Genomic DNA, 26,796 nt, shown 5'->3' on the forward strand with positions numbered 1-26,796 from the left:
TCAATTCCCATTTATTGCCTTTTTACCATCAATCAGATATAACCGCTCCTGTCGAAACAGCAGAGCAGTTCATGGATTTTGTTGCGTACGAGGCTTTCAAGAAAAGCAGAGAAAAGGATTTTGAAAGCATTGCTTCCAGGACGCATGGCGCACTTGAGGTCGAGGACCTTCACACCGAAGCATGGCTGGCAGCCGAATACCACGCAGTAAAGCGCGGATGTCCGATCGACTGGCGCGACCCGCAAGACCAGAAACTTATCCTGTCCATCCTGACGGTGACCCACGTCTGGAGACCAAGAAAAGACCGAAAGCGCACCCTCAGCGCCGATGCCTTTAAAGAGGACCATGAAGGTAATGGTATCTCCCTGATCGATCTGCTGGACGCCAAGGAGGCCCCCGACCCATTGGAATTATTGGAAAAGCGGGAGGACGAAGAAAAAGAGCGAATTCAGCGCGCGCAAGAAGACGCCCTGCTGGAGACATATTCGCAGTCGGTCGCCTACAACGTCGCGCTCTGGCACTTCGATAATATCTGTTCGAAATTAGCCGCGTACCTGGCGATCGATCACGGTACGCTTCGCCACAGAATTGAGTCTGCGGCGAAGCTCCTGAAAGTACAACCATCGCTGTTTGACCGCATCGAGCGGATCACATCGTCATTCTGGCCGAGACAAGGCCGCGTACTTATCAGGCCAATCGCCCAGCATCTGGTTGGGTCGCAATGGCGATGGGACTTCTAGAGTCCGCTGTAATGGTCAGAGATTGCAGCATCACGGAGCCATGCCATTGTCATTGACAAACTTCTGACACGCTCGCCCGGTGGCTGCCGTCTTCTCGGTTTCCTCGATCAGCGATTTAACAGCTCTGTCCACTTCTTCAGGAAGTACCCGGCTTCCGGGATCGGCACCATTGCCGCCGCTGGCGCTACCGGTTTCGGCTTGTCCGGGAGTGCCACCACAGAAGGCGGGGCCGACGCGCAGCCGAGGAGCAGCAGCGATAGCAGCGTGCAGGCGAGCAATTTCAGATTCATACGATTTTTGCAGCAAGCGATTGTTTTCACGGTTCTTCTCCCTTTCGACTTCGTTTTCCTGTGTACGCTTCAGGACTGCGGCTTTCTCGTCTGCCTGCCGCTCTGCATCCTGGCGCTTCCATTCGGCATTCAGTCGCCAGCCATTTGCCGTCCACCCGATGGTAGTTCCACATGCGAAAGATGCAAATATCGCTATGACAAGTGTGAGCAGGCGGAATTTGTCGGGGATGAGGTCGAGCGGGTTCATAGGAACTCTTTCAGTCCGACGAGCGAGAGCGCCCATTCGCGCACCATTCCGCGCGAGATGCTGAACTGCCCCCTCTTGTCTTCTGGGAAGGCGAAGGAGTCGATAAGAATGAGTGTGGCCACGGGCCATAGAAGAAGGAAACGGATCATGCCAGCACCTCCAGCGCCTTCCGGTACAGCGCCAGGCGATCCGCCATGCCATTTGTCCCGCCGTTGATTCGCTTCGTGATCACGCCGAAGCTGGGGGCGCCATCATCTGCCAATTCATTGAGCCGGCGAGACTTCCAAAACCGTGCCGCAGATCGGCAGGCATTGGCCGGCTGTTCAAGCAGCTCAGGCTGCGCGATCAGATCCAGCCCAAGCGCTGCCCCGCACTCGGCGTAATTTCTGCGTCCGGTAATGAGCGACGGGCATCTGGTCGAGGGTGTTCACTGGAAATGGTCGCCGGACAATCGCCGGCATTTCAATCTCGAAGAGTACGACAAATGGGTAGCAAGCAGCAGCTCGAAGGGGTCTACGCGCGGGAGGCGTCCATCCAAATCAGCTTCCAATGGGAAGGACGACGCCACAAGGAACGAGTCTGCCTCAATCCCACCGCCGCCAATCTCCGCGCTGCGGCCCGTCTGAGGGATGAGATTGTTTCATCCATCAGGCTAGGGAAGTTCACACTCGACGACTACGCGCTGCACTTCCCCGATTCGGCATGGCTAAAGAAGCGCCTTAATCCGCCTGGAGCGAACCCAACAGCGCTGCCCGGCGGCCGCGCGCTCAGAGATGTTATGGAAACGTGGTTCACGATTGCCAAGGGGGAGCTCGAAGACACGACACTGAAGGAATACCGCAACACGATGAGCCGGTATTTCCTGACGGTGCTTGGCGACAAGGACATCGCTCGCATCACCTACGAAGACGTTGCGTTGCTGCTGGCCAGCCACAAGATCGCGAACGCGAAGACGTTCAATAACGCAATGACGCCGCTGCGACGCATATTTGCGTACGCCAGGAAGACGCGCAAGGTATCCGTCGACATTACGTCCGACATCGAATCTCGAAAGGTACAGTCCGCGGCGCCGGACCCGCTGGAACTTGATGAAATCGAGCTGGTGCTGGATTGTCTGCGCAGGAAGCCGGACGATCGCTGGCTGAACTATTTCGAGTTCGCGTTCTTCACCGGCATGCGACCGTCCGAGCTGATCGCCCTGAAATGGGAAAACGTGGATTTCCGTCGTACCAAGGTGCGGGTCGATTCGGCCAGGGTGCGCGCCATCGACAAGCAGACGAAAACCAAGCGTTCGCGCGACGTTGACCTGCAAACCCGTGCACTTGCCGCCCTGACTCGCCAGAAGAAACACACCTTCATGGCGAACGATTACGTGTTCACTAATCCGGAAACCGGTGCTCGATTCTTCGACACACAGCCGCCCGATGTCTTCCATGCAGCTCTGAAGGCGCAGGGGATCCGCCGGCGCGATGCGCGGCAGACACGCCATACCTTTGCCACGATGTGCCTGCATGCACAGATGAATCCGGCCTATGTGTCGCGACAGATGGGTCACGTCGATCCGCAGATGTTCTTTCGGGTCTATTCCAAGTGGATGGACGGCGAAGCCAGCGACCGGGAGAAGTCGAAACTCGACGCACTGTTTGCGCTGGTCAAGAGCGCATCCGACGGCTGAATTGGGACAAATTTTGGGACAAAGTACGCAAATTAGTATGAGTTTATTGTAGCTAAGTTGTTGATTATTAACAAAGCTGTTTACGCTAATTCGCGCTGAAACAGATTCGATTCCTGTCGGCGACCAGTTTCAGCCTTGGCAATTCCGGTCACATCTCGATTCTCTCCCACTGATCCAGCACAATCGTCATTGCCGTCGCGCGCAATGATGAAGCTCAATGTCTGTGCATTCGTGGGTAGTAGTATGGCTTGAGACAATTCTCACCAAAGTTACCAATGTCGACAATAGATAATCGAAATATCCCTCTTCCCGAGGCTACTGACGCCACTGCTCCGGAGCAGGATTCCATCAAGGATGAAACCGATATCCCCGAAATTTCTTCGGAAGTTGCAAGAAGGGTTCATCTGCTAGGCAAGTTGATCATTCCACCTTCTCGCCCCTGACGCCACGGTTCAGAAACGTCGATTCGGAATTTACCCACATAAACTGTGGTCAATTCTGTGGATAAGATTTGGTATCGATACCTATGTTCATGATCCGTAAGGGAATTCTTTCACTGATGAAAATCAAGGCAGCGTGTTTGCGGACGCCTTGCCTTGTTATGTCACCACGGAGGATGTGATGAACAGATATCCGAAAAGCTTTGCAGGCGTGTCTTTGCTTGCCTGCTTGATGCTCGCCGCACCCGTGAATGCCGCGCAACGCCACTCGAGCAAAGCCGACGCGCAACAAACGACCGAAGACGTGACTGCGCAATCCCGCTACAAAACGGCCAAGAAAGAGGCCAATGCGGCGTACAAGGAAGCGCTGGCCGATTGCAAGAAAATGCGCGGCGCCGAGCGCACGACATGCATGAAGGAAGCCAAGGCCAATCTTCAGAATGACTTGGCCGAAGCGAAAAAGACGATGAGCAGCGGCGAGTAGCCTTGGTAATATTTCCCGTCCGATGCAGCGACGGTGGACAAGGGGCCGCGACCCGCATATATTGCGATTTCCGATTACATTGCTCGCAGGAAACCCGACGAGTATTTTCCCAAGGAGATCGCATGAAACTGGTCCGCTATGGCCGTCCCGGCAAGGAAAAACCCGGCTTGATTGATCGCGATGGAAAGTTACGCGACTTGTCTGCCATCGTCCCCGACATCGGGCCCGATCAATTGTCGGTCAAGGCCTTGGCGAAGCTCGCAAAACTCGACATTGCCAAACTTCCGCTGGTTCGCGGCACGCCCCGCTGGGGTGTGCCAATCGCAGGGGTGGGGAAGTTCATCGGGATTGGCCTGAACTACTCGGACCACGCTGCCGAGGCGGGCATGCCTCTGCCGAAAGAGCCTATCGTGTTCATGAAGGCCACGACCTCGCTTTCCGGCGCAAATGATCCTGTCATGCTCCCTAAGGGCTCGAAAAAATCCGACTGGGAAGTCGAACTCGGCGTCGTGATTGGTACGGTGGCACGCTCGGTATCGGAGAAGGATGCATTGAATCATGTGGCGGGTTATTGCGTCGTCAATGATGTGTCCGAGCGCGAATATCAGTTGGAACGCGGGCCGCAATGGGACAAGGGTAAAGGTTGCGATACCTTCGGGCCGGTCGGTCCCTGGCTGGTGACGCGCGACGAGGTTCCGAATCCGCAGCGGCTTGATCTCTGGCTGGACCTTAACGGCGAACGCGTACAGACCGGCAATACGAAGACGATGGTTTTTTCCGTCGCGAAGATCGTCAGCTACGTCAGCCGTTTCATGACGCTGATGCCTGGCGACATTATCGCCACCGGTACTCCGCCGGGCGTGGGCATGGGAATGAAGCCGCAACGCTTCTTGAAGCGCGGCGACTCGCTGTCGCTCGGCATCACCGGCCTGGGCGAACAACATCAAGCGGTGATCGCCCATCAGGCAAGTTGACACACGTCGGCTGTGGTCAAATTTGTCTGAAACGCACGGCATCATCGACACCGGGAAGAATTAGAAACATCGATCTAATTCTTCCGAATCATTTCCCTCCCCGCTTCTCATCCTCCAAATCGCCTGCCGAAAGCGGGTTTGGGACCGAACTGCAGCACCAGTGGTGCTTCGGCGGACGTGAAAAACGGGAACGTTCAACGCCTTTACTCCTGAACCGGTAGTACGGGCGGCACCAATATCTTTGACGCCCTCGATTCGCTGCTTGTGGTCGGCGACTGGACCATCCTCCTGCGTGGCGGCGGCAGTAACGACGGCATGGTACCGGTATGCAGCGCGCTTCGGCCAGGTGATCGGGACCTATGGCTGGAATCACGTCGATGAGATCAACCACCTGGCGTTTGATGGATCGAGACTACCATCCGACATGCAGCGGAATCCGGCTGAGCGCGGCGACCACAAGTGCGCTCGTCTTCGCGCTGCTTGCAATCTATTCCGGCAAACCGGATGAAAAATCCGAGCCGACGGCGAATCGCATTGTCGAAACAGTGCTCCCTGGCCGATTCGGTCCCGACGCCTGGACGGAACCGGGACCCGAGAAGAATGTCATCGTGCACGAAGCTGTGGACGCGGATACCGAGGCACCTGACGAACTAGCCGTCACGGGCGATCGGCATCTTGTGATCAACAAGGCACTCAGAGATATCGCGGATTATTTTTTACTTGGCGGCCATCCGGGCGAACGCGATCTGCATGTGGCGAAGTTGCTCGCCCACTTGAAATTCCGTTTGCCTTCACCGGCATTTGAAGAGGCGGCGCGGATTGCCCGGAACTATGTCATCTACCTCGACGCGCATGACATGCTTCTTGCGCACGATCCGGTTTCGCGCCTTTCACCGGACAGCCCCGCCCTGCCGCCGGATGTTGATCGGATCAACTCGTGGCTGGCGCAACGAGCGCGATGGCGATAGGAACTGCTCGGGATCGAGATCGCGGCAGTATGCTTCGGCGATGAAGACGCGAACGATCGCCAGGCACTGGCAGCACTGCGGGCACGTGCTAACGGGAGAGTGCCCGAAACTGCAATCGTCGACCAGACGCATGTCGCTGACAATCTGCAGGCCCTGCGCGACCAAGGGGCTTCGATGGAAACGCAACGCGCCTACGTGGCGAGCCGCTTCGGAGAAGAAGCGGCAGTACGCTTTGACGCGATCGAGGGCAAGGAGCAGACGTGGGAAAACCGCTATGCCGAATATCGACGCGCGGCGGAAAGCATTCTTCGCCAGCCGGGCCTTGAATCGACGGAACGCATGCGCCAGATTGAAGTGCTAGGAGAAAACGCCTTTACAGCGGAAAACGAGCGTGTGCGCGCCCGCAACCTGGATACCTTGCCGGCGCAGCAACTCTACGCTCTTATTCTGCATCCGGCTGATTCGCCGGCGCGGCCTTGGCGAAGGCATCGAGCGCGAGACAGGCTTCATTGATGCGCATAATGGTTGGCATGCCCGAGAAATCGCAGTCGACGCGTCGAGCGTTCGCAATCTGAGGGATGAGGCAACAATCGGCCAGCGTTGGCGCATCGCCATAGCAAAATCGTCCCACGCGCTTGTCTCTCGCCAAGGTAGCTTCGATCGCTGTCAGCCCTTGTTCGCACCAATGGCGATACCACGCGTTCTTGTCGTCGTCACTGATTTTCAGATCTCGCATCAGATAGCGCAATACACGCAGATTGTTCAGCGGGTGAATGTCGCAGGCAATGGACAAGGCGATGCCCCGCACAAAGGCACGATCGACCGGATTCTGCGGCAGCAGGGGCGGCGCGGGATGCGTCTCATCGAGATATTCAATGATGGCCAGCGACTGTGTCAGCACCGCCGCGCCTTCTTGCGCATCATCGATCAGCGCGGGCACGAGCGCATCCGGATTGAGCTTGCGGTACTCGGCGGCGAACTGTGCGCCACCGTTCCTGATCAAATCAATCGGCACCGTTTCAAACGCCAGTCCTTTCAAATGCAAGGCAATGCGCACCCGGTAGGATGCCGAACTGCGGAAATAACTGTAGAGCTTCACGATGCGACTCTCCTCGATGGCCTTGCTACACGATCTTCACCCGCAAGTCACCGACCTTGGCGATCGACGCTTCCAGCAAGTCGCCTTGCTTCACGGCGGCAACGCCTTCCGGCGTACCGGTAAAGATCAGGTCGCCAGGCTGCAAAGCGTAGTACTTCGACAAATGCTCGATGGTTTCCGCGACATTCCAGATCAGCTTTTCAATATTGCTTTTCTGACGCGATGCGCCGTTGACGTCAAGTCGAATTTCTCCCTGCGTAATGACGCCAGTCTCGGCGATCGGATGAATCGCAGAGATCGGCGCAGAGAAATCGAATCCCTTGCCGGTACACCATGGCCGGCCCAGCTTCTTCGCCTCGCCCTGGAGGTCGCGCCGGGTCATGTCGAGGCCGACGGCATAGCCCCAGATATGCTGCACGGCATCGGCCGCCGCAATATTCTTGCCGCCCTTGCCGATAGCCACCACCAGCTCGACCTCGTGATGCAGGTCATTTGTCATGCTGGGGTAGGGCATTTCTCCGATCATTCCGTGCGCAACCGGCAAAACCGCATCTGCCGGCTTCATGAAAAAGAAAGGCGCCTCGCGGCCGGTAGCGCCCATCTCTTTTGCATGTTCAACGTAGTTACGGCCGACACAGTAGATGCGATGAACCGGGAACAAGGCGTCACTACCGGAGACAGGAACGGCGGCAGTTTGAGGCGGGAAGGCAAATGTCATATTGGGCTCCTTGGTTATCCGAATGCGCTCCAGCGGCAATCATGTCGGCAGGATCACTGCAGACCGGCGCGGCAGGTTGCGAGCTCATCGCCTTGCGGGCGCGTGCCATGCGGAGTGCGAGGTTGATTATGCCATTGCCTGCGTGAACGCGCGCATCACGCCTCGGCGCTCCGCACAAAACAAAACCGCCTTGTCTGCAAAGCGGACAAGGCGGTTATTGATCAATCGCGTTGGCGTGCCGATTGTGAGTCAGCCCTCGCCGAGATAGGCTTCCTTCACCTTCGGGTCGTCCAGCATGCTCTTCGCTTCGCCGCTCATCGTGATCAGGCCGGAATCCATCACGTAGCCGCGATGCGCAGCCTGCAGCGCCAGTTTCGCATTCTGCTCGACCAGCAGGATGGTCACGCCTTGCGCCGAGACCGTACGTACCACTTCGAAGATCTTCTCCACCATGATCGGCGACAAGCCCATCGATGGTTCATCAAGCAGCAGAAGTTTCGGATGGCTCATCAGCGCGCGGGCCATCGCGAGCATCTGCTGCTCGCCGCCCGACAAGGTGCCCGCCAGCTGCGAGGACCTTTCTTTCAGGCGCGGGAACACGCCGAACCATTTGTCAACGTCAGCCTGGACACCATCCTTGTCATTGCGGATGTAGGCACCCATCAACAGGTTTTCCAGAATCGTCATGCGGGTGAAGACACCGCGGCCTTCCGGCACCATGGCCAGATGTCTTTTCACCAGTTCAAACGAGTTTGTGCCGTTGATGGATTGGCCGCTGTAATGGATCTGCCCTTCCACCTTGCAGCCTGGCAGCGTGCCGGTGATTGCCTTCAGGGTGGTGGTCTTGCCCGCGCCGTTGGCGCCGATCAGCGTCACCAGCTCGCCTTTGTTGACTTCGAGGTCAATGCCCTTGACCGCTTGAATTCCGCCGTAGGCGATCTTCAGGCCACTGACCTTCAGAATATTTTCATTCATTAATGAGACCCTCCCAAATATGCCTCGATCACGGCCGGGTTCTTTTGCACCTCGGCCGGCACGCCTTCAGCGATCGGTTTGCCGTAATCCAGAACCGTCAGGCGGTCGCAGAGTCCCATCACCAGTTTCACGTCGTGTTCAATCAAGAGAATCGTCTTGCCTTCCGCTTTGATCTTCACCAGCAATTCGCGCAGCGCGAGCTTTTCAGTCGCATTCATGCCTGCCGCAGGCTCGTCCAGAGCCAGCAACTGCGGATCGGTAGCCAGCGCGCGCGCAATTTCCAGGCGGCGCTGATCGCCGTAGGACAGATGGCGCGATGTGCGATTGGCAAAGTGCGCGATGCCGACGAACTCGAGCAATTCCAGCGCGCGGCGGCGGATTGCTGCTTCTTCCTCGCGGGCCGCCTTGTGATGCAGCACCGCACCAAGGACGCCCTGACGCGTGCGCACGTGGCGTCCAACCATCACGTTCTCCAGCGCAGACATTTCGCCAAACAGGCGGATGTTTTGGAAAGTGCGGGCGATGCCTGCCTTGGCCACTTCGTGCGGCGCCGACGGCGAATAGGGTTTTCCTCCCAGTTCAAAAGAACCGGTGTCCGGCTGATACAAACCGGTGATGACATTGAAGAAGGTCGTCTTGCCGGCACCGTTCGGTCCGATCAGGCCGTAGATCTGGCCGCGCATGATCTTGACGCTTACATCCGAGAGCGCTTGCAGGCCGCCGAAGCGCTTGTTGACACCCGCGATATTCAGAATGATTTGTTCACTCATGGAATTTCCTTATGCCGCCAGCGCAGCAGGTTCTTTGTCATCGAGACGCTTGGGCGAGTTCGCATCCATCCTGTCTTCATGGCGCGGCGACGGCCAGATGCCTGCCGGGCGGTACAACATGATGACGACCATAGCCAGGCCGTACAGCAACTGGCGCAGCACTTCCGCTTCGATCAGCACAGTGCCGAACAACTGACGCTGCACTGGCTCGACCACGTGACGCAGCACTTCCGGCAACGCCGCCAGAATTACGCCGCCAAGCACGACGCCGGGAATGTGCCCGATACCGCCGAGCACCACCATCGCGAGAACGGCGATCGACTCCATCAGGGAGAAGGATTCCGGCGACACGAAGCCCTGGAAGGCGGCGAACATCGCACCCGATACGCCGCCAAAGGACGCACCCATGGCGAATGCCAGCAGTTTGATGTTGCGGGTATTGATGCCCATCGCTTTCGCAGCGATCTCGTCTTCGCGAATCGCCACCCACGCGCGGCCGAGACGGGAATGCTGCAGGCGGATCGAGACGAAAATGATCGCAATGCACAGCGCCAGGAACAGGAAGTAGTAGGCATTCACCGAGGGCATCGAGAATGAACCGATGTGTACTGTGGCATTCGAACCGGCCTCACCCGCGAGCGACACGCCGAATATCCGGATCGGATCGATCAGGTTGATGCCCTGCGGGCCGTTCGTGATATTGATCGGCGCATTCAGGTTGTTCATGAAAATGCGGATGATTTCACCGAAGCCGAGCGTCACGATCGCCAGATAGTCGCCGCGCAGCTTGAGTGTCGGGGCGCCGAGCAAGGCACCGAAAAAACCTGCCAACGCCGCACCGAGCGGAACGATCAGCCATACCGACAAGTGAATGCCGTTCGCAGCCACCTCGTCGCCGACCATCCATCGCAACGACTCGCCAACCGCCGGATACTGGTTCACGATCGATTCCAGCACGGTGGCAAATTGCGGCGAGGCCAGCAGGCCAGTCATGTACGCGCCCAGCGCATAGAAGGCGATGTAACCCAGATCGAGCAGGCCGGCAAAGCCGACCACGATATTCAGGCCCAGCGCCAGCATGATGTACAGGAGCGCCAGATCCATGATACGGACCCAGGAATTACCAAAGTTGGCAGCGATAAAGGGAAACGTCGCCAGCACAATCACCAGAATGGCAAAACTCGTGTATGCCTTGCGCGGGCTGTGTTTAACGTCGAATAGTGTAGACATGAGATTCCCCTTTACGCACGATCCGCCACACGCTCACCCATGATGCCGGATGGACGCAATGTGAGAACGATGATGAGCACGATGAACGCGAAAATATCCTGGTACTGGCTGCCGAGGAAGTCGCCCGTCAGATCGCCGATATAACCGGCACCGAGACTTTCGATCAGGCCGAGCAGGATGCCGCCGACCATCGCGCCGTAGATATTGCCGATGCCACCCAGCACAGCGGCCGAGAATGCTTTCAGGCCGGGCACGAAGCCCATGGCGAACTGTGCGGAAGAGTAGTTCGCGCCCCACATCACGCCTGCGACCGCTGCCAGCGCTGCGCCCATGGCGAATGTCAGAACAACCACCTTGTTGGCATCCACTCCCATCAAGCCGGCGACGCGCGGATTTTCTGCCGTAGCACGCATGGCGCGGCCCATCTTCGTTCTTTCAACCAGCAGGACCAGGCTGACCATTGCGGCGACTGCGAGCACCAGCAACATGACTTGCGTCTGCGAGATCAGCGCACCCATGATCTCGAACGATTCGGAAGGCATGACTTGGGGGAAAGGAATCGGGCTGCGTCCCCATATCATCATGGCAAATGTCTGCAACAGGATCGACACGCCGATTGCGGTAATCAGCGGCGCCAGACGCGGCGCATTGCGCAGACGGCGGTAGGCGACGCGCTCGATGATGATATTGACGATGATGCAGACGGGTATCGCTCCGACAATCGCGATGCCGAGCTTGACGATACCCGGGAGGTTCGGAGCGACCGACTGCACGATTTTGAGGATGGTGACGCCGACCATCGCGCCTATCATCAGCACATCGCCGTGCGCAAAGTTGATCAGGTTAAGTACGCCATAGACCATGGTGTACCCCAACGCGACCAGTGCATACATGCTTCCCAGCACCAGACCGTTGATGATTTGTTGGATAAATGTATCCATATTTGCCTACTCTCTAAAAAGATCGTTCAAGTCGTTTTGCAACTTCATCGCTGCACAAGAGAAGGCATGAAATATCGGAAAAGCCCGAGCACTTCATGGCAGCCTTTTGTGCGATTGCAGCAAAATCATTTCTGATAACAAAAACGGCACCCCCGGGATTATTGCCATGTGGGTGCCGCCTGATGTCGGTGATGGTTATCTGAAAAGACTTGCCTCGACAATGCGAGTCGCGATGGCGTGATCAATGCGCATGATAGTGTCTCCTTTTCCCGTCTTCGGTAAAAACTTTCTTATAGTTTGGTGTTGCCTTGTGAGCCCACGGAACCGGGCGGCATTATACCGAACCTATTCCGTAAAGAAACCCTCATCCGGTATGCGCCCGTTGTATTTCGGAACACGCGTCCGCAAGAATTCGTTGTCTGTCTGCTTCGGATTTGCATGAACCATACCCGAGTTTTTAAAAAGACAAGAACGTTTACTTTATATTCAAAATAGAAAAAAATTCCTGACTATTTTTCGCGTGTAGAGAGAGCGAAGACTGAATAACGGATTTCATTGTCACGACGACATCGATGCAGCCCGGCAGGTGTGAAATCCCCGTTCGACATTGCACTGCGAGCCAGCGAGCTTGCAGGCAGCATCATAACGATGAACGCAAAAAACAATCGATGGAAAAAAACAGGGTGATCTGAATTTAATTCCGGATGCCTCGCAATCGACATCTGGCTGCATGATTATTGGCCGCGCGATGCCGACAAACCCTTTGGCATCGGGAAGGTGACGTGTTCTTCGACGCCAGGCAGCGGCCGCACGCTTTTGGCACCGAGCTCGCGCAAACGCTCGATCACTGCCTGCACCAGCACCTCGGGCGCGGAAGCGCCGGCAGTGACGCCGATGCGATTGCGTCCCTCGAGCCAGAGCGGGTCGATTTGCGACGCATCGTCAACCATGTGTGCAGTCGCACCTTTTTTCCGTGCCACTTCGCGCAGGCGATTGGAATTGGAGCTGTTCGGACTGCCGACCACGATCACCAGATCGACCTGCGGCGCCATGAATTTCACGGCTTCCTGTCGATTGGTTGTGGCATAGCAGATATCGCCTTTCTTGGGCTCCGCAATGCTGGGAAACCGGCGCTTGAGCGCAGCGATGACGTCGGCCGTATCGTCCACCGACAGCGTGGTCTGCGAAACAAAGGCGAGCATCTCCGGATTCGATACTTTCAGGGATTCGACGTCGGCCACCGTTTCGACCAGATACATGCCCTCTTCCGACTGCCCCATCGTGCCCTCCACCTCCGGATGCCCGTGGTGTCCGATCATGATGATTTCGCGTCCTTCGCGCCGCATCTTCGAGACCTCGACGTGAACCTTGGTCACCAGCGGACAGGTGGCGTCGAACACGCGCAGGCCACGCGCAAGCGCCTCGGCCTGGACCGCCTTGGATACGCCATGCGCGGAGAAAATGACGGTATTGCCGGCCGGGACATCGGCCAGTTCCTCGATGAAGACCGCGCCTTTGCGACGCAGGTCGTCCACCACATAGGCATTATGCACAATTTCGTGGCGAACGTAGATCGGCGCACCAAACTCATGCAGCGCACGCTCGACGATTTCAATAGCACGATCAACGCCCGCGCAAAAACCGCGCGGCTGTGCAAGCAGGACTTCCTTTTCCATTCTCTATCCTTGGTGCCGGATGGCGCCTTACAGTATTCCGATGATCTTCACTTCGAACTTCAGGGATTGGCCGGCCAGCGGATGGTTGAAGTCGAACAGAATACTGGTCGCATCAAAGGCGCGTACCACCCCGGTAAATCGGTCGCCGCTGGGCGCGGAAAACTCGACCAGATCTCCGATCGTGTATTCGTCATCGTCGGTCGAATTGTCGCCCAGCGCGCTACGCGAAACGCGCTGGATCAAGTCAGGGTTGCGCGGACCAAACCCCTGCTCCGGTTGCAGCTCGAATGTCTGATGCGCGCCTTCAGGCAAGCCCATCAGGCGCTCTTCCAGAAATGGCGCCAGTTGGCCCGTCCCGAGCTGCAGCGTCGCCGGTTTTTCATTGAATGTGCTGACGATATCGCCGCCGTCAATCGATGCAAGGCGATAGTGCAAGGTCAGATACGCGGTAGGTGTAACTACAGGGGAGGTCGGGTTGGACATGACATCTTCGAGTGAGGTGATAACTCGATATTGTAAGCGAGCTTGCTCGGTGCGAAATGCTTTTCGGCTTCCCACGCACTGCACTTGCAGGCTTGCACCCGGCCTGGAAATTCTCCTTTCGGGGAGCTTCGAGATTGCAATAATTGCAATTTTGTTACGTATAATTGCATTTTTTTCTACGCGTCGTACGGAACAGCCATGGCAATCAATCACTGGCCGGAAGACCAGCGCCCGCGGGAGCGCTTGATCAAGCACGGGCCGCACATGCTCTCCGATGCGGAATTGCTCGCCGTATTCCTGCGCGTCGGGGTTGCTGGAAAGAGTGCAGTTGATCTGGGGCGCGACATGATTGGCCATTTCGGATCCCTGAACGGCATGTTTACAGCTTCGCTGGATGATTTCTCGAAGTTGCACGGACTCGGCCCCGCCAAATATGCCCAACTCCAGGCAGTCATGGAGCTAGCACGTCGCTCGTTGACCGAAGAGCTGCGCATGGGAGAGGTACTCAGTTCGCCGCAAGCGGTCAGGCAGTATTTGCAACTGATGCTGGCAAACAAACCGTATGAATCCTTCGCCGTTCTATTCCTTGACGTGAAGAATCGCCTACTGGCTGCAGAAGAACTGTTTCGCGGGACGTTGACGCAAACCAGCGTCTACCCGCGTGAAGTCGTGAAAGCCGCGCTGGCCCATAATGCCGCAAGCATCATCCTTGCCCACAATCACCCTTCGGGCACGCCAGAACCGAGCATGGCAGACAGGACATTGACGGAGGCACTCAAACAGGCTCTCGCGCTAGTGGATATCCGGGTGCTCGATCATTTCATCGTTGCCGGGAAGCAGGTTTACTCGTTCGCCGTGCATGGAGAGATATGAAGGCGTCGCAAAATACGATTGTTAAATCGTGTAAATATTTAAAGACACAATTGTTTTTCGCAAGTCATTGAAAATTCACATTTTTTTCGCTATACTCTCGCTTTTCCGAATTTGGAATCTTTTTAAGGAGTTAGCCATGGCACGTGTTTGCCAAGTCACCGGGAAGGGGCCGATGGTCGGCAACAACGTTTCCCATGCCAACAACAAGACCAAGCGTCGCTTTTTGCCGAACCTGCAAAATCGCCGCATCTTCGTTGAATCCGAAAATCGCTGGGTTTCCCTGCGCGTGTCCAACGCCGGTCTGCGCGTGATCGACAAGATCGGCATCGATGCAGTGCTCGCCGATATGCGTGCTCGCGGCGAAAAAGTCTAAGCGGCCCAAGCGGCATTTATTAGGAAAATATCATGGCAAAATCTAACCGCGACAAAATCAAGCTGGAATCGACCGCAGGTACCGGTCACTTCTACACCACCACGAAAAACAAGCGCACCATGCCGGAAAAAATGGCGATCATGAAGTTTGATCCGAAGGCACGCAAGCACGTGGAATACAAGGAAACCAAGATCAAGTAAGCAAGCGATCTGTTTCACAAACAGTTTCACAAACAAAAAGCCCCGCACTGCGGGGCTTTTTGTTTGCTCCTATGGCGAGCAGGCATAAAGCGAGTCAACAAGAAAACGCGGCCTGGAAATCCGGCCGCGCTTTTTCATCTCATATTGCAACCCAAGCCGATGAATCAGGCATAGCTGCGCAAACGTTGCGAAAACTCCTGTAGTGCCTTGATGCCAGAAGCCTCAGCTCGCACACACCAGTCCTGCAACTGATGCAGCAATTGCTCACGGCTGGAATTCGAACGCTCCCAGATCGCGCCCAACTCCACCCGCATTTCATGCATGGTCTGCAGCGCCTTGCTGTGCACGAACAATTCGCTCAGTTGCTGCTTTTGCGGCGCTTCAAGCTTTGCCGGTTCGCGCTGCAACAGCTTCTTCGACGTCTTCAAAAACTTCGCTTCGAACTTGGCCTTGTCCGCCAGATGCGCCACTTCCTCCCGCCAAGCCCGCTTGACCGACTTCGCATACTTGGCCATGACGTCGTAACGGTTGGCGATCACGGATTGCAAGGTATCAAAGTCGGCAACCATTTTTGCGCGATTGAATTTCGGCGCCGGTGCGACTTTCTTGACCTTGGCCAGACCGAGCGTTTCCAGAATGCGGATATACATCCAGCCGATATCGAACTCGTACCACTTCGACGACAGCTTGGCAGAGGTACCGAAGGTGTGATGGTTGTTGTGAAGCTCTTCGCCACCGATGATGATGCCGATCGGGAAAATATTGGTCGATGCATCGACACAATCATAATTGCGATAGCCCCAGTAGTGCCCGATGCCATTGATGATCCCGGCCGCACTAACAGGAATCCACAGCATCTGGACCGCCCAGACGCTCAGGCCAACGACGCCAAATAACAGCACATCAATAATCAGCATCAAACCGACGCCCTGCCAGCTGTATTTGGTGTAGAGATTATGCTCAATCCAGTCGTCCGGAGTGCCATGACCATACTTCTCCATGGTTTCACGGTTCTTGGATTCGGCACGGTAAAGCTCTGCGCCTTCCAGCAGCACCTTCTTGATGCCGCGGGTAACCGGGCTGTGCGGATCTTCCTCGGTTTCGCATTTGGCGTGATGCTTGCGATGGATCGCAGCCCATTCCTTGGTTACCATGCCGGTCGTCAACCACAGCCAGAAACGGAAGAAGTGACTGGGTATGGCGTGCAAATCGAGTGCCCGATGCGCCTGGCAGCGGTGCAGGAAGATCGTGACGCTCGCGATCGTGATATGCGTCACGATGAGCGTATAGGCAAGCACTTCCCAGCCGCTTGCGCCAGACAAGCCGTTGGACAAGAAATTCAGTACTGCGTCAAACATGGTATTTTCAATCATTCAAACTCCGGATAGATTGCATCCTCGGAACCCCATGAGAGTCCCGCTGTCGGCCAAAATCTGACCGTCGGAATGCATTTTGGCCCGATTGTACGCTTTTTATGGTATCTAGGTGGCGCGCACTGCTTGTGAAGTTCGAGTTTCGCTTGCCGGCAGATGATCGATGAGTCTGACTTCGCGCTGCGGATAAGGCACCTGGATTTGATTCTCTTGCAACATCTTCCAGACTGCCCGGTTCACATCTGACAATACATTCGCGCGCCCGTTCTCTAGATCGGCAATCCAGAATCCGAGTTCCAGTTCCAGCCCGTCAGCCTCGAACTTGATCAAATACGCCTGCGGTGCCGGGTTGGAAGAAACTCGCGGAATGCCAGCCGCCACCTGTTCCAGCAATCGCAACACGAGATCAATATCAGTTTGATAACCCACCGTCACCCGCGTGAACAGCCTCAAAGCCCGATCCGTCAGAGAATAGTTCAGCACTGGCCCTGACAGCAGCATTTCATTGGGAATCACGGTTTCCACGCCGTCCGGTCCACGCACCACCGTGTAGCGCGTGTTGATTTGCGTGATCTGACCGGAGTACTTGTCGATCATCACCACATCTCCGATCGCGAGACTGCGCTCCAGGAGGATCACGAAGCCAGATACATAACTGCTGACAATTTTCTGCAAGCCCAATCCAAGGCCGACGCCCAACGCGCCACCAAAGACCGACAGCACCGTGAGATCGATGCCGACAAGCGACAGGCTGATCAACACGGCAAAAAGAATGAGTACGGCACGGCCCATGCGCGCCATCACGACTCGAAGCGAGGAATGCACGCTGTCCATGCGCATCAGTCGCTCTTCGAGAGTGGCGCTGGCCCAGAGCGCAATCATCAAGGTGACAAGCACGGAAATCGCGGCCTGCAGGGCAGTCAACAGAGATACCTTGTTGCGTCCGATCGGCAGCACCGTCTGTTCCAGGTACTGCACCAGGTCGGGCCACCAGCCCGTGATGTATAGTGCGACGCCGCTCCACACCAGGATCGCAAATACCTTTTCGAATATGGACAGGAAAATACCTGCCTTGCCGCCACGCGCAAATACGCGGTGCAAGACATAGAAGCTCAACCGGATCAATGCAAAAGAACCGACCAAAGGCATTGCCACCTTGAGCAAATTGACGCGCTGCCACTGCCCCAACAGCGGTGTGGCGATGGCGATCATTGCCAGCGCAATCAGGGGCGACAGGACGCGTGAAAAGCTCTCCACCCCAAGACGAACGACCCGCAACTGCGTGTCGTGCGCAGTAATTCTCTGCCGCACCAGGCGTGCCACCGCCCAGCCGATGACGAGACAGAACACCAGTGTGACGACCTGCCCGAGCAGGCCGGGATCCTGAAGATCATCCCAGAGGTCGAACAGAAGGTTGGAAAGCGCGTTTTGTCTCATCGTTTGTATGGCGTTGCGTCCTGTCTGTGCCGCTCCCAATTTTGTGCATAACGTGCTGCAAGCACGGGGTTTTTCCGGGCGATCAGTACATTTTCGGCATTCTTGTGCTGCGCAGTCCAGGTGAAATTGAAGCTGCCTGTGATAACCGTCGCATTCGGCCCTTCCGGATCGATCACGATCACCTTGTTATGCGCATTCTGGTATTTCGTCTCCAGCCACACTGGAATGCCTGCTTCCGCGAGAATGGGCGCAGCGGCGGAAGACGCTGTCCGTTCCAGTTGATCCGCATCGACCAGGACGCGCACATCAATTCCGCGGCGATGCGCCGAGACAAGAGTAGTTGCGATTTTTTTACTGGTCAATAGATAGGCTTGCACCAGGACCTGCTTGCGCGCACCGTCGATGGTGTTCACCACCAGGCCTTCGATGTCATCCCAGGGCGTGAATGCCGCCTGCCAGGTACCCTGCGCCTGAAATACCGGCACGTCGGTGCAGCACGCCGTTGCGGCCGCGGAAGCGAGCAGGATAATGGCGCCGACGGCGTGAACCAGTCGCCTCATTTCTTGCGCTCGAATACGGCGGCGAAGAAACCATCGGTTTGGTGAAGATGCGGCATCAGTTTCAGGTAGTCCTGCATCTCGAGCGGAATTTTCTGCTCGAGCAAAACGTCTTTCATCGGGACGAGAGAAAAATCTTCGTGCGTGGCGAGAAACTGCGTGGCGATAGCCTCGTTTTCCTCGTCCAGCAGACTGCACGTTGCATAAACCAGCCTTCCGCCCGGCTTCACCAGGCGCGCTGCACTTGCCAGAATGGCTGTCTGCTTTGCATTCAGTTCGACTACCGACTCGGGCGTTTGACGCCATTTCATGTCAGGATTGCGCCGCAGCGTTCCCAGGCCGCTGCAGGGCGCATCGACCAGCACGCGGTCGATCTTCGCCATGAGTCGCTTTACCTTGGCGTCATTTTCATGGGCAATCAGGACCGGATGCACGTTCGACAAGCCGCTGCGCGCAAGACGCGGTTTCAGCTTGCTCAGCCGCTTTTCGGAAACGTCGAAAGCATACAGGCGGCCGGTATTGCGCATTGCGGCACCGAGCGCAAGCGTTTTGCCGCCGGCGCCCGCGCAGAAGTCAACGACCATCTCGCCGCGCTTGGCGCCGACGATTTGTGCAAGCACTTGACTGCCTTCGTCCTGTACTTCGATGGCTCCCGACTGGAAAAGCGGAAGATTCTGCAATGCCGGCTTTTTCAGGATGCGAATCCCGAGCGGCGCATACGGCGTGGGTTCGCACTGAATCGGCGCCGTTGCCAGTTCAGCGATCACTTCTTCTCGCTTGGCCTTGATCGCGTTGACGCGCAAATCGAGCGGCGCGGGCCGGTTGAGTGCCTCCGCCAGTTGCAGAGTCGCAGCTTCGCCATCGCGAGCAACCAGCTTCTCGAAAAGCCAAGTCGGCAAATTGACCTGCAATACGATCGGCAAAGAATGACGGTCGATCTGTGCGATCCGATGCAACCATTCACTCTCGTCCGGCGACAAACCTGCCAACGCATCGGCGCCGACTGCGTCTGCCAGGCCGAGCAAGATCAGACGGCGCATTGCCGGGCCGTGACCGGATTCTGAAAAACTGGCATAGGCGAGCTTGTTGCGCAATACGGCGTAGATACCTTCCGCCACCGCATTTCGCTCGCGGGAACCGAGTTTGGGATGTTCGCGGAAGTAGCGCGACAGGATAACGTCAGCGGGACCGGTAAAGCGCAAAACCTCGCGCAATACCTCTTCGGCATGGCTGACGACTGCGGGATGCAATCTCATTGGATTCTTTCAGGTGTTCGCGATGTGCGGACTGTCTTCTGCAATACGGACCAGACCGTTATCGATGCTCAAGCGGCCTTCGACGAACCAGCGCACGGCGCGTGGATAAATAACATGCTCCTGGGTCAGTACGCGCTCGGCAAGCGCATGCTCGTCGTCATTGGACAGAACCGGGACCGCGGCTTGCGCGACGATAGGGCCATGATCGAGCTCGGCGGTGACGAAATGCACGGTTGCGCCGTGCACCTTGACGCCGGCCGCCAGTGCCTGGCTGTGCGTGGCCAGACCGGGAAAACTGGGCAGCAAGGAGGGATGAATGTTGAGCATTCGCCCGGCATAGTGTTCAACGAATAGCGGCGTCAGAATGCGCATGAAGCCGGCCAGTACAACGAGGTCGGGCGAAAAACGATCGATCGCTACGTGCAACGCGGCGTCGAATGCTTCGCGACTCGGAAAATCCTTGCTGATCACGACATCCGTGGGGATGCCGTGCTCGGCGGCAAAGCGCAAGCCTTCAGCGTCAGCACGATTGCTGATGACAGCGGCAATCTTGCAGGGCCATTTTTCTGCCTGAGCGGCACGGACAATGGCTTGCATGTTGCTGCCGCGCCCGGAAATCAGAATGACGATCTTTTTCATGGCGCGCATTTTACCGCACGCATCCTTCCGGGGACGAAATAAAAAGCCGGCGCGGACGCCGGCTCATTGCATGACTGTCAAGTGTGGACTATTGGAATGAATAGAACACGCGAAATGCGACGTTCTTGTCCGCCCAAAAGTCCGCCGCATCGCGAAAGACGTCCAGCAAGGTTTCGCGTGCTTCCTTGTCGAATTTTTGCGTATTGGGCAACTGTTCGAGAACGACGAGAAAGCCCGGTTGCGGTCCAGCCTTGTAGGGCAGATCCGTCAGGCAGTCGCTCAAGGCGTCGAAATTCTTGCCAAAATGCTTGGGAAAATGGAATGCGTTGGCGATGCAGCCGAGCACTTGCTGCTTGGTGGTCGCTTCAGCGCAATAGGCATAGAGAAAATGCTGGCCGAGGCGGGCCGCCTCTTCCTGAAGATCGGTCACCCTGAACGCGCGAATGGATTGCACCAAGTTCGGCGGCACGGTTTTAAACAGGCTCATGTCTTCCTCCGCTCGTGCAATAAGCGTTGCGGGTTCGCTGTGCAGTGACTCGATTCGCATTTCGTTACTCTTTGATGCGCTTGAAAGTCGCATAATGGTCATCGGTATAATAATATTCGCCGGACGAGGTCGGATCGCCACCGGCGATGATACGCCGCGCGCCCCGGTTGCGGGCGCCGGGTGTTCTTACCGTAAATTCGTGATAATACCCGCGCTTTTGCTTGGGTAAAACCCCTTCATAATTGCCGAAAACCACACCGTCCTTGGCATAGGGGAAGGGGCCGCCTTTTTTGATGAGCGCCAGCGTCTTTTGGGCTTCCCTGGGCAGATCCTCAACGGCGATGACTTCCAACCGGTTCGTAGCTTTTGCCAGAACATTCAGTGCAAGCAACAAGGCCGCGAAAAAAAAGACCCAATTTTTCAGGAACTTAGCATTCACCGTCTTGACCTTGCCGATTTAGTTGAAAAATTAACAAGTGCGATGATCGCAATACCGTAGGGTAACTGGTTGTGATGAACGAAGCAACCCTGTCAACCGGTGGTCGGACTCTAGACCGTCTTGTTTCGACAGTCTAAAGATTGCCTTTTATGTAATTTTGTTCCGGATGCCGCCGATATTCCTGTCTCTGAGAATGGCATCGATGTCACACGGCTTGCCACCTGCCTCCCGCCCTCCTCAGAGCGATTACAAATTGTTGCAATACTTACTTGCAAATGAACAATTGCGGGTAGGCGCGCGCATCGTCTTTGGCGTTTAATGTAGAGGAGGACATCAAGGAGAAAGTTATGACTCACCCTGCTATTTTTTCAGGCCTTCGACTCGTTGCCGCAGTCGCACTGGTCGCGGCGGCACCGCTTGCCATGGCACACGGCGATTCAAATGTCAGCTGGTCGGTCACGCTCGGCTCACCGGGTGTATATGCTTATGCTCCGCCACCGCCGGTTGTGTATGTGCAGCCGCAACCAGTATACGTGCGTCCGGCCCCGGTTTACGTGCAGCCTGCAACGGTAATCCAGTACGGTCAGCCCTACTATGTGGAAGGCTATCGCCGCGGCGGGCCACCGGGCCATTGGAGGCACCGTCATCATCGGGACTGGCGATAAGCAGTCCGGCGTTCCGAGGTCTTTCAGAACGCCAGGGCGGCCGGATCGCATTCCTGGCCGCCAATTCCCTCCACCAATTCCCGTCAGCTGAAACAGTCAACCAGCCTTGAGTATTTGTTCCGGGCATGCGCGCGCTTTTTCGTCCACACCGAAAAACGCAAGAACATCGGCGCGCCGCGCGAGCGCATCTTTGTGTCCCAGCTCGATCAATTCGCAGGTGTAGCTCGATTCAAAGAGCAGGTACGACGCGAGCGCGCCGCCACGCGCTTCCATGGCGCCAATTGCTCCCAACAGCATCCTGACCGGTGCCGGAAGACTGTGCACATGGCGACTGGCCGTCTCATCCAGCCTTTCCGATGGCGCGATGATCAATAGATCGATCGGTCGCAAGGGCGTTCTGGCCCGTTGCTCTTCCGTCAAGACCGACAAGGTGAGATTGATTCTGGACATGCGCTCGATATCGACGGCAAGGCTGTCGAGGAAAATGCTCGACATCGCGTGGCCGGCGATCTGTGCCAGCGTCGGATATGGCGCGAATTCCGAGGTTTCGCTCCATTGCTCATTGAGTCGACCTGCGCCGATTACCAGCACCTTGTCCGCACCGAGATGGATCGCCGGCGAGATCGGCGCAATCTGCCGCATCGAACCGTCGCCGAAGTATTCGCGCCGGCCGTCGCAATAGATTGGCGTGGCCGGGAAAATGAGCGGAATGGCGGAGGATGCGAGCAAGTGTTCCACACCGATTTGTCCACGCAACGCGATCCTCTGCGACCGCACCCACGGGTCGATCTGGGCTTCGGTCTGGAAAAAGGTGATGTGCCGGCCCGCGCTGTAGGACGATGCCGTTATCGCCAGCGCATGCAGTGAACCATCAAGTAATGCCGCATCCAGGCGCGGAAAGTTCAGCATGCGGTTGAGAAGCGTCACCAGCGGCGTATTGTCGAGCAGCGCATTCGGCGGATTGGCTTTCCACTTGCGCAGCAGCCAGCCGAAGGACAGCAGGGAAAGCCAGCGTGCGCCGGAGCGCAGGACGCCGAGCGAATCGGCGCGATAGACCTGCTCGGCAGTGATGTGCTCCCACACCTGAAGAACTTTTTGCAGGCCTTCGTCGAAATTGTCAGCATGACATGCCAGGGCCGTCGCATTGATGGCACCAGCGGAGGTGCCGCAGATGATGTCGTACGGGCTGCGCTTCTGTTCGTAGCCGGCCTCGCGCAGGATCGACGATACACCGCGCAGCACCCCTACCTGGTATGCTGCCCGCGCGCCTCCTCCTGTCAGGACCAAGCCTGTTTTTTTTCTGCCTTGCATACTAGGAGATTAGCAGGGCGATTGCGATTTGGGGAGGAAAGTCGGCGCAGGCCACACGCAAAAAAACAACGCCGAGCGAACCCGGCGTGTCGGCATGAGCCGAAGACGGCCTGTTCAGTCGCCCATCACTATGCCTTCACGGCGCGGATCGGCGCCGCCGAACCACATTTCTTCGCCATGGATAGTCATGCGCATGATGCCTTGCAGGCCCGAGGTCTGTTCCATCACACGAACGTTGTGCCCTTTGGCTTTCAGTTTTTCGATGACCGAGTCGGGGATGCGGCCCTGCTCAAGCTCGGTAGGACCGTTGCGGCTGCCGAAGTTGGGCAGGCTGATCGCTTGCTGTACATTCAAGCCCCAGTCCAGGGTGCCGACCAGGACCTTGGCGACGTAGTTGATGATCGCCGATCCGCCTGGCGAGCCGGTCGACAGGACCAGCTTCCCGGTTCGCTTGTCGAACACCAGCGTCGGTGACATCGAACTGCGCGGACGCTTTCCGGCTTGCACGCGATTGGCGATGGGACCGTTGGCATCGGCCGAGTCGAACGAAAAGTCAGTCAACTGGTTATTGAGCAGGAACCCGCGCACCATCTGGCGTGAACCGAACGCGTCTTCGATGGTCGTTGTCATGGAGACGGCATTGCCGTTCGCATCGACGATCGAGATATGCGAGGTGGACGGCAATTCAGGCGATGTGTCCTGCCCGCGAGCGAGCGCCGTCGCCGGCGGCACACCGAACTTTGCCAATCCCATCGACTTGTCCGTGATGAGGGCTGCGCGTTCGGCGAGGTATTTCTTGTCGAGCATTGCCTTGGTGCTGTTGCCGGGCAGCGGCACGAAATCCGTGTCCGCTACATACCGCCCGCGGTCGGCATAGGCAAGGCGGCCAACTTCCGAAAACAGATGGATGCCTTCGACGCTCGGCAGGCCATCCTTGGGCGCATAGGGACGAATGTCCTTGGCTTCCAGCATACCCAGCATCTGGGCGATTGCGATGCCGCCGGATGACGGCGGCGGCATGCCGCACACCGTCCACGCCTTGTAGTCAGTACACACCGGCTCGCGCACCTTGGCCTGATAGGCCGCGATATCCGCTGCGCTCAAACCACCTGGATTGGTGGGATGGCCTTTGACTTTCGCTTCGATGTCGCGCGCGACTTGTCCCTTGTAGAAGGCATCGGCGCCGCCGAGCGCCACCTCGCGCAGTACTTTCGCCAGTTCCGGGTTTTTGAGCAAGTGGCCGGCAGGCCACGGATTGCCCTGCTTGTCGTAGAAATAAGCCGCCGCAACGGGATCTTTTTTCAGATGCTGCTCAGTCTTCAACATCGTGGCCAGACGTGGACTGACAGCGAAGCCGTTTTCTGCCAAATGGATCGCGGGAGCAAACAGCGATGCCCACGGCAATCTGCCGTACTGCCTGTGCGCCAACTCCAGCATGCGCAATACGCCCGGCGCGCCGACCGAGCGCCCTCCGACCACACTCTCGTAGAATGGAAGCGCCTTTCCTTCGGCATTCTGAAACAGTCTTTCCGTGGCTGCGGCTGGGGCGGTCTCGCGGCCGTCGAAGGCCTTGACCGTCTTGCCGTCAAAGTACATCAGGAATGCCCCGCCGCCGATACCCGAAGATTGCGGCTCGACCAGGTTCAGCACCATCTGCACCGCAATCGCCGCATCGATTGCCGATCCGCCTGCACGCAAGACCTGGTAACCGGCATCGGTTGCGAGGGGATTGGCTGCGGCGACCATGAACTTCCTGGCAGTCCAGCCTGCTTTCTCGGTATAGCCGCTGGAGCGCTCCGGCGCCTGCAGGCCTGTCGCGGGAGCCGACTGCGGGGGAGGCGCGCTGGTCGCGCATGCGGCCAGCAGGATTGCTGCAAGTGAGATCCCAATTGTTCTTGCTCTGATCATTTCCTGCTCCAAAAAGAAAAAGACAAGCGGAAAGCTTGTCTTAGTCTATGGGATTTCCGGTCAGCGCACTTGAGCTTGGTCACTCCGGTGCGCCCTGCTCGCGCGCAGCGGGATTCCGGCCTTACTTCGGCTGCATGCGAATCGCGCCGTCGAGACGAATGGTTTCGCCGTTAAGCATGACGTTTTCGATGATGGTCTTGGCGAGGTTGGCGTACTCTGCCGGTTTGCCGAGGCGCGGAGGAAACGGCACCATGCGGCCAAGCGCGTCCTGCACTTCCTGCGGCATGCCTAGCAGCATCGGTGTTTCGAAAATGCCCGGCGCGATAGTCATCACGCGAATGCCGCTGCGCGAGAGGTCGCGCGCCATGGGCAGCGTCAGGCCAACTACTGCGGCCTTCGATGCACCGTAGGCTGCCTGGCCGATCTGTCCATCGTAGGCAGCAACCGAAGCGGTGTTGATGATGACGCCACGCTCGCCATCAGCGCTCGCTTCCGTCTTTGCCATCGCATCGGCGGCCAGGCGCGCCATGTTAAACGTGCCGACCAGGTTGATGTTGACCGTACGCTGAAACACATCCAGGGGATGCGGTCCATCCTTGCCGACGGTTTTTACAGCCGGCGCAACACCGGCGCAGTTTACCAGGCCGCGCAGGCTGCCCATTGCAGTCGCGGTGTCCACCACGGCCTTGGCGTCGACTTCCGAGGTAACGTCGCACTTGACGAACCTGCCCTTCAATTCATTCGCCAGCTTCTCGCCAGGCTCGACCTGCACGTCGGCCAGCACGACCTTGCCGCCATTCTCAACGATCATGCGCGCGGTTGCCGCGCCTAGCCCGGATGCGCCGCCGGTAATGATGAACACATTGTTCTGGATCTGCATGCTGCCCCTCTCTTCTTGAAGAATGAAAATATTGCGTGACAGTGACGTTTACGTAAACGTAAGACAGCGACATTGTAGCGAATTTTTCAAGCCTGAAAAGAAAAAAGGCAGCCGAAGCTGCCTTTCTTGAAGCCCTGCCCTGGCTTACGGCTTTGAGGCCGGAGCAGTTGCAGCGGGAGCAGCATCGGTCGACGCTGCTGGTGCTACTGCTGCCGGTGCGGACGTTGTCGCTGCCGGTGCAGTCACTGCCGGCGGCGTCGCTTCATGCGCGACCGGTGCCGAGCCGCCGACCACTGGCAGCAGCGGCACGATCAGCAGTGCCACGATGTTGATGATCTTGATGAGCGGATTGACCGCGGGACCCGCGGTATCCTTGTACGGATCGCCCACGGTGTCGCCGGTCACGGCCGCCTTGTGGGTGTCGGAGCCCTTGCCGCCGAAGTGGCCGTCCTCGATGTACTTCTTGGCGTTATCCCAGGCACCGCCGCCGGTGGTCATGGAGATGGCCACGAAGAGGCCGGTGACGATGGTGCCCATGAGCACCCCGCCCAGGGCCTTGGGCCCGAGGAACAGGCCCACCAGCACGGGTACCGCCACGGGCAGGATGGAGGGAACAATCATTTCCTTGATGGCCGACTTGGTCAGCATGTCCACAGCCCGGGAGTAATCGGGCTTGGCCGTGCCTTCC

The 26,796-nt window shown here is 57.3% G+C and carries 30 protein-coding genes; 10 read left to right on the forward strand and 20 right to left on the reverse strand.

Annotated elements, in window-relative coordinates; translation table 11 throughout:
* The first annotated feature begins 71 nt into the window (after positions 1 to 71).
* Positions 72 to 740 (forward strand): hypothetical protein, encoded by a 669-nt coding sequence (locus VJ651_RS15790; protein WP_324108362.1) that lies wholly within the window; start codon positions 72 to 74, stop codon positions 738 to 740.
* Between the two features lie 30 nt (positions 741 to 770).
* Here VJ651_RS15790 and VJ651_RS15795 read toward each other — a convergent pair whose 3' ends face one another.
* Positions 771 to 1,277: a hypothetical protein gene (locus VJ651_RS15795; protein ID WP_324108363.1), complete on the reverse strand. Its 507-nt coding sequence runs from the start codon at positions 1,275 to 1,277 to the stop codon at positions 771 to 773.
* Between the two features lie 112 nt (positions 1,278 to 1,389).
* Between VJ651_RS15795 and VJ651_RS15800 the strand changes: the two genes are divergently transcribed.
* The 5 genes from VJ651_RS15800 (at position 1,390) to VJ651_RS15820 (ending at position 6,331) form a co-directional block, all read left to right on the forward strand.
* Complete coding sequence (locus VJ651_RS15800) at positions 1,390 to 2,952, forward strand: tyrosine-type recombinase/integrase (RefSeq protein ID WP_324108364.1); 1,563 nt, start codon at positions 1,390 to 1,392, stop codon at positions 2,950 to 2,952.
* 621 nt (positions 2,953 to 3,573) lie between these two features.
* Positions 3,574 to 3,876, forward strand: a complete 303-nt coding sequence (locus tag VJ651_RS15805) for a hypothetical protein (RefSeq protein ID WP_324108365.1) — start codon at positions 3,574 to 3,576, stop codon at positions 3,874 to 3,876.
* A gap of 122 nt (positions 3,877 to 3,998) precedes the next feature.
* Positions 3,999 to 4,850, forward strand: a complete 852-nt coding sequence (locus tag VJ651_RS15810) for a fumarylacetoacetate hydrolase family protein (protein ID WP_324108366.1) — start codon at positions 3,999 to 4,001, stop codon at positions 4,848 to 4,850.
* A 377-nt stretch (positions 4,851 to 5,227) separates the two neighbouring features.
* A complete protein-coding gene (locus VJ651_RS15815; protein WP_324108367.1) occupies positions 5,228 to 5,818 on the forward strand; it encodes a hypothetical protein in 591 nt (196 codons plus the stop codon).
* A 99-nt stretch (positions 5,819 to 5,917) separates the two neighbouring features.
* Positions 5,918 to 6,331, forward strand: a complete 414-nt coding sequence (locus VJ651_RS15820) for a lipase secretion chaperone (protein WP_324108368.1) — start codon at positions 5,918 to 5,920, stop codon at positions 6,329 to 6,331.
* Here the strand turns inward: VJ651_RS15820 and maiA are convergent.
* The 8 genes from maiA to VJ651_RS15860 form a co-directional block, all read right to left on the reverse strand.
* Positions 6,261 to 6,917, reverse strand: a complete 657-nt coding sequence (maiA, locus tag VJ651_RS15825; RefSeq protein ID WP_324108369.1) for a maleylacetoacetate isomerase — start codon at positions 6,915 to 6,917, stop codon at positions 6,261 to 6,263. The two genes, VJ651_RS15820 and maiA, sit on opposite strands and share 71 nt — an antisense overlap.
* Before the next feature lie 25 nt (positions 6,918 to 6,942).
* Positions 6,943 to 7,635: a fumarylacetoacetate hydrolase family protein gene (locus VJ651_RS15830; protein WP_324108370.1), complete on the reverse strand. Its 693-nt coding sequence runs from the start codon at positions 7,633 to 7,635 to the stop codon at positions 6,943 to 6,945.
* Positions 7,636 to 7,884: 249 nt separating this feature from the next.
* Entirely contained in the window at positions 7,885 to 8,610 is a 726-nt protein-coding gene (locus VJ651_RS15835) for an ABC transporter ATP-binding protein (protein ID WP_324108371.1), read from the reverse strand.
* Positions 8,610 to 9,380 (reverse strand): ABC transporter ATP-binding protein, encoded by a 771-nt coding sequence (locus VJ651_RS15840; RefSeq protein ID WP_324108372.1) that lies wholly within the window; start codon positions 9,378 to 9,380, stop codon positions 8,610 to 8,612. The genes VJ651_RS15835 and VJ651_RS15840 overlap by 1 nt, the downstream gene beginning before the upstream one ends.
* Positions 9,381 to 9,389: 9 nt before the next feature.
* Positions 9,390 to 10,610 carry an ABC transporter permease subunit gene (locus tag VJ651_RS15845; RefSeq protein ID WP_324108373.1) on the reverse strand — a complete coding sequence of 407 codons (1,221 nt, stop codon included), beginning with the start codon at positions 10,608 to 10,610 and terminating at the stop codon, positions 9,390 to 9,392.
* Between the two features lie 11 nt (positions 10,611 to 10,621).
* On the reverse strand, positions 10,622 to 11,551 hold the full coding sequence (locus VJ651_RS15850) for a branched-chain amino acid ABC transporter permease (protein ID WP_324108374.1): 930 nt from the start codon (positions 11,549 to 11,551) through the stop codon (positions 10,622 to 10,624).
* A 734-nt stretch (positions 11,552 to 12,285) separates the two neighbouring features.
* Positions 12,286 to 13,227, reverse strand: a complete 942-nt coding sequence (gene ispH / locus VJ651_RS15855) for a 4-hydroxy-3-methylbut-2-enyl diphosphate reductase (protein WP_324108375.1) — start codon at positions 13,225 to 13,227, stop codon at positions 12,286 to 12,288.
* Between the two features lie 27 nt (positions 13,228 to 13,254).
* On the reverse strand, positions 13,255 to 13,710 hold the full coding sequence (locus tag VJ651_RS15860; RefSeq protein WP_324108376.1) for a peptidylprolyl isomerase: 456 nt from the start codon (positions 13,708 to 13,710) through the stop codon (positions 13,255 to 13,257).
* 198 nt (positions 13,711 to 13,908) lie between these two features.
* Between VJ651_RS15860 and radC the strand changes: the two genes are divergently transcribed.
* From radC to rpmG, 3 genes are all read left to right on the forward strand, one after another.
* Entirely contained in the window at positions 13,909 to 14,583 is a 675-nt protein-coding gene (radC, locus tag VJ651_RS15865) for a RadC family protein (RefSeq protein WP_324108377.1), read from the forward strand.
* Positions 14,584 to 14,719: 136 nt separating this feature from the next.
* Positions 14,720 to 14,956, forward strand: coding sequence for a 50S ribosomal protein L28 (rpmB, locus tag VJ651_RS15870; RefSeq protein WP_136419918.1), 237 nt, complete (start codon positions 14,720 to 14,722; stop codon positions 14,954 to 14,956).
* Between the two features lie 32 nt (positions 14,957 to 14,988).
* Positions 14,989 to 15,156, forward strand: coding sequence for a 50S ribosomal protein L33 (gene rpmG / locus VJ651_RS15875; RefSeq protein ID WP_057292919.1), 168 nt, complete (start codon positions 14,989 to 14,991; stop codon positions 15,154 to 15,156).
* Between the two features lie 164 nt (positions 15,157 to 15,320).
* Here rpmG and VJ651_RS15880 read toward each other — a convergent pair whose 3' ends face one another.
* From VJ651_RS15880 to VJ651_RS15910, 7 genes are all read right to left on the reverse strand, one after another.
* On the reverse strand, positions 15,321 to 16,514 hold the full coding sequence (locus tag VJ651_RS15880) for a DesA family fatty acid desaturase (protein ID WP_414691350.1): 1,194 nt from the start codon (positions 16,512 to 16,514) through the stop codon (positions 15,321 to 15,323).
* A 123-nt stretch (positions 16,515 to 16,637) separates the two neighbouring features.
* Positions 16,638 to 17,966: a mechanosensitive ion channel family protein gene (locus VJ651_RS15885; RefSeq protein WP_324108379.1), complete on the reverse strand. Its 1,329-nt coding sequence runs from the start codon at positions 17,964 to 17,966 to the stop codon at positions 16,638 to 16,640.
* A complete protein-coding gene (locus VJ651_RS15890) occupies positions 17,963 to 18,526 on the reverse strand; it encodes a phospholipase D family protein (protein ID WP_324108380.1) in 564 nt (187 codons plus the stop codon). The genes VJ651_RS15885 and VJ651_RS15890 overlap by 4 nt, the downstream gene beginning before the upstream one ends.
* Complete coding sequence (locus VJ651_RS15895; protein WP_324108381.1) at positions 18,523 to 19,779, reverse strand: RsmB/NOP family class I SAM-dependent RNA methyltransferase; 1,257 nt, start codon at positions 19,777 to 19,779, stop codon at positions 18,523 to 18,525. Before VJ651_RS15895 ends, VJ651_RS15890 begins: the two co-directional genes overlap by 4 nt.
* Before the next feature lie 9 nt (positions 19,780 to 19,788).
* Complete coding sequence (gene purN / locus VJ651_RS15900; RefSeq protein ID WP_324108382.1) at positions 19,789 to 20,427, reverse strand: phosphoribosylglycinamide formyltransferase; 639 nt, start codon at positions 20,425 to 20,427, stop codon at positions 19,789 to 19,791.
* 79 nt (positions 20,428 to 20,506) lie between these two features.
* The gene (locus VJ651_RS15905) at positions 20,507 to 20,905 is read right to left on the reverse strand and encodes a barstar family protein (protein ID WP_414691349.1); all 399 of its coding nucleotides are present in this window, start codon (positions 20,903 to 20,905) and stop codon (positions 20,507 to 20,509) included.
* 64 nt (positions 20,906 to 20,969) lie between these two features.
* Entirely contained in the window at positions 20,970 to 21,344 is a 375-nt protein-coding gene (locus VJ651_RS15910) for a ribonuclease (RefSeq protein WP_324108384.1), read from the reverse strand.
* 422 nt (positions 21,345 to 21,766) lie between these two features.
* On the opposite strand from VJ651_RS15910, the gene VJ651_RS15915 reads away from it, so the two are divergent.
* Positions 21,767 to 22,009 (forward strand): hypothetical protein, encoded by a 243-nt coding sequence (locus VJ651_RS15915; RefSeq protein WP_324108389.1) that lies wholly within the window; start codon positions 21,767 to 21,769, stop codon positions 22,007 to 22,009.
* A 96-nt stretch (positions 22,010 to 22,105) separates the two neighbouring features.
* On the opposite strand, the gene VJ651_RS15920 is transcribed toward VJ651_RS15915, so the two are convergent.
* The 4 genes from VJ651_RS15920 to VJ651_RS15935 form a co-directional block, all read right to left on the reverse strand.
* Positions 22,106 to 23,320, reverse strand: a complete 1,215-nt coding sequence (locus VJ651_RS15920; protein ID WP_324108385.1) for a patatin-like phospholipase family protein — start codon at positions 23,318 to 23,320, stop codon at positions 22,106 to 22,108.
* A 114-nt stretch (positions 23,321 to 23,434) separates the two neighbouring features.
* Entirely contained in the window at positions 23,435 to 25,228 is a 1,794-nt protein-coding gene (gene ggt / locus VJ651_RS15925) for a gamma-glutamyltransferase (protein ID WP_324108386.1), read from the reverse strand.
* A gap of 121 nt (positions 25,229 to 25,349) precedes the next feature.
* Positions 25,350 to 26,108: a 3-hydroxyacyl-CoA dehydrogenase gene (locus tag VJ651_RS15930; RefSeq protein WP_324108387.1), complete on the reverse strand. Its 759-nt coding sequence runs from the start codon at positions 26,106 to 26,108 to the stop codon at positions 25,350 to 25,352.
* 144 nt (positions 26,109 to 26,252) lie between these two features.
* Positions 26,253 to 26,796, reverse strand: a 544-nt coding sequence (locus VJ651_RS15935; protein ID WP_324108388.1) for a sodium/proton-translocating pyrophosphatase, incomplete at its 5' end; no start/stop codon positions are given.

Source organism: Noviherbaspirillum sp., from assembly GCF_035254865.1.
In the GTDB taxonomy this organism is placed as follows: domain Bacteria; phylum Pseudomonadota; class Gammaproteobacteria; order Burkholderiales; family Burkholderiaceae_D; genus Noviherbaspirillum.

Bases quoted from the DNA above. Each gene is read 5' to 3' on its own strand.
- VJ651_RS15790 (WP_324108362.1), top strand. From the start codon at position 72: ATGGATTTTGTTGCGTACGAGGCTTTCAAGAAAAGCAGAGAAAAGGAT.
- VJ651_RS15795 (WP_324108363.1), bottom strand. From the start codon at position 1,277: ATGAACCCGCTCGACCTCATCCCCGACAAATTCCGCCTGCTCACACTT.
- VJ651_RS15805 (WP_324108365.1), top strand. From the start codon at position 3,574: ATGAACAGATATCCGAAAAGCTTTGCAGGCGTGTCTTTGCTTGCCTGC.
- VJ651_RS15810 (WP_324108366.1), top strand. From the start codon at position 3,999: ATGAAACTGGTCCGCTATGGCCGTCCCGGCAAGGAAAAACCCGGCTTG.
- VJ651_RS15815 (WP_324108367.1), top strand. From the start codon at position 5,228: ATGAGATCAACCACCTGGCGTTTGATGGATCGAGACTACCATCCGACA.
- VJ651_RS15830 (WP_324108370.1), bottom strand. From the start codon at position 7,635: ATGACATTTGCCTTCCCGCCTCAAACTGCCGCCGTTCCTGTCTCCGGT.
- VJ651_RS15835 (WP_324108371.1), bottom strand. From the start codon at position 8,610: ATGAATGAAAATATTCTGAAGGTCAGTGGCCTGAAGATCGCCTACGGC.
- VJ651_RS15840 (WP_324108372.1), bottom strand. From the start codon at position 9,380: ATGAGTGAACAAATCATTCTGAATATCGCGGGTGTCAACAAGCGCTTC.
- VJ651_RS15845 (WP_324108373.1), bottom strand. From the start codon at position 10,610: ATGTCTACACTATTCGACGTTAAACACAGCCCGCGCAAGGCATACACG.
- VJ651_RS15850 (WP_324108374.1), bottom strand. From the start codon at position 11,551: ATGGATACATTTATCCAACAAATCATCAACGGTCTGGTGCTGGGAAGC.
- ispH (WP_324108375.1), bottom strand. From the start codon at position 13,227: ATGGAAAAGGAAGTCCTGCTTGCACAGCCGCGCGGTTTTTGCGCGGGC.
- VJ651_RS15860 (WP_324108376.1), bottom strand. From the start codon at position 13,710: ATGTCCAACCCGACCTCCCCTGTAGTTACACCTACCGCGTATCTGACC.
- radC (WP_324108377.1), top strand. From the start codon at position 13,909: ATGGCAATCAATCACTGGCCGGAAGACCAGCGCCCGCGGGAGCGCTTG.
- rpmB (WP_136419918.1), top strand. From the start codon at position 14,720: ATGGCACGTGTTTGCCAAGTCACCGGGAAGGGGCCGATGGTCGGCAAC.
- rpmG (WP_057292919.1), top strand. From the start codon at position 14,989: ATGGCAAAATCTAACCGCGACAAAATCAAGCTGGAATCGACCGCAGGT.
- VJ651_RS15880 (WP_414691350.1), bottom strand. From the start codon at position 16,514: ATGTTTGACGCAGTACTGAATTTCTTGTCCAACGGCTTGTCTGGCGCA.
- VJ651_RS15885 (WP_324108379.1), bottom strand. From the start codon at position 17,966: ATGAGACAAAACGCGCTTTCCAACCTTCTGTTCGACCTCTGGGATGAT.
- VJ651_RS15890 (WP_324108380.1), bottom strand. From the start codon at position 18,526: ATGAGGCGACTGGTTCACGCCGTCGGCGCCATTATCCTGCTCGCTTCC.
- VJ651_RS15895 (WP_324108381.1), bottom strand. From the start codon at position 19,779: ATGAGATTGCATCCCGCAGTCGTCAGCCATGCCGAAGAGGTATTGCGC.
- purN (WP_324108382.1), bottom strand. From the start codon at position 20,427: ATGCGCGCCATGAAAAAGATCGTCATTCTGATTTCCGGGCGCGGCAGC.
- VJ651_RS15905 (WP_414691349.1), bottom strand. From the start codon at position 20,905: ATGAGCCTGTTTAAAACCGTGCCGCCGAACTTGGTGCAATCCATTCGC.
- VJ651_RS15915 (WP_324108389.1), top strand. From the start codon at position 21,767: ATGGCACACGGCGATTCAAATGTCAGCTGGTCGGTCACGCTCGGCTCA.
- VJ651_RS15920 (WP_324108385.1), bottom strand. From the start codon at position 23,320: ATGCAAGGCAGAAAAAAAACAGGCTTGGTCCTGACAGGAGGAGGCGCG.
- ggt (WP_324108386.1), bottom strand. From the start codon at position 25,228: ATGATCAGAGCAAGAACAATTGGGATCTCACTTGCAGCAATCCTGCTG.
- VJ651_RS15930 (WP_324108387.1), bottom strand. From the start codon at position 26,108: ATGCAGATCCAGAACAATGTGTTCATCATTACCGGCGGCGCATCCGGG.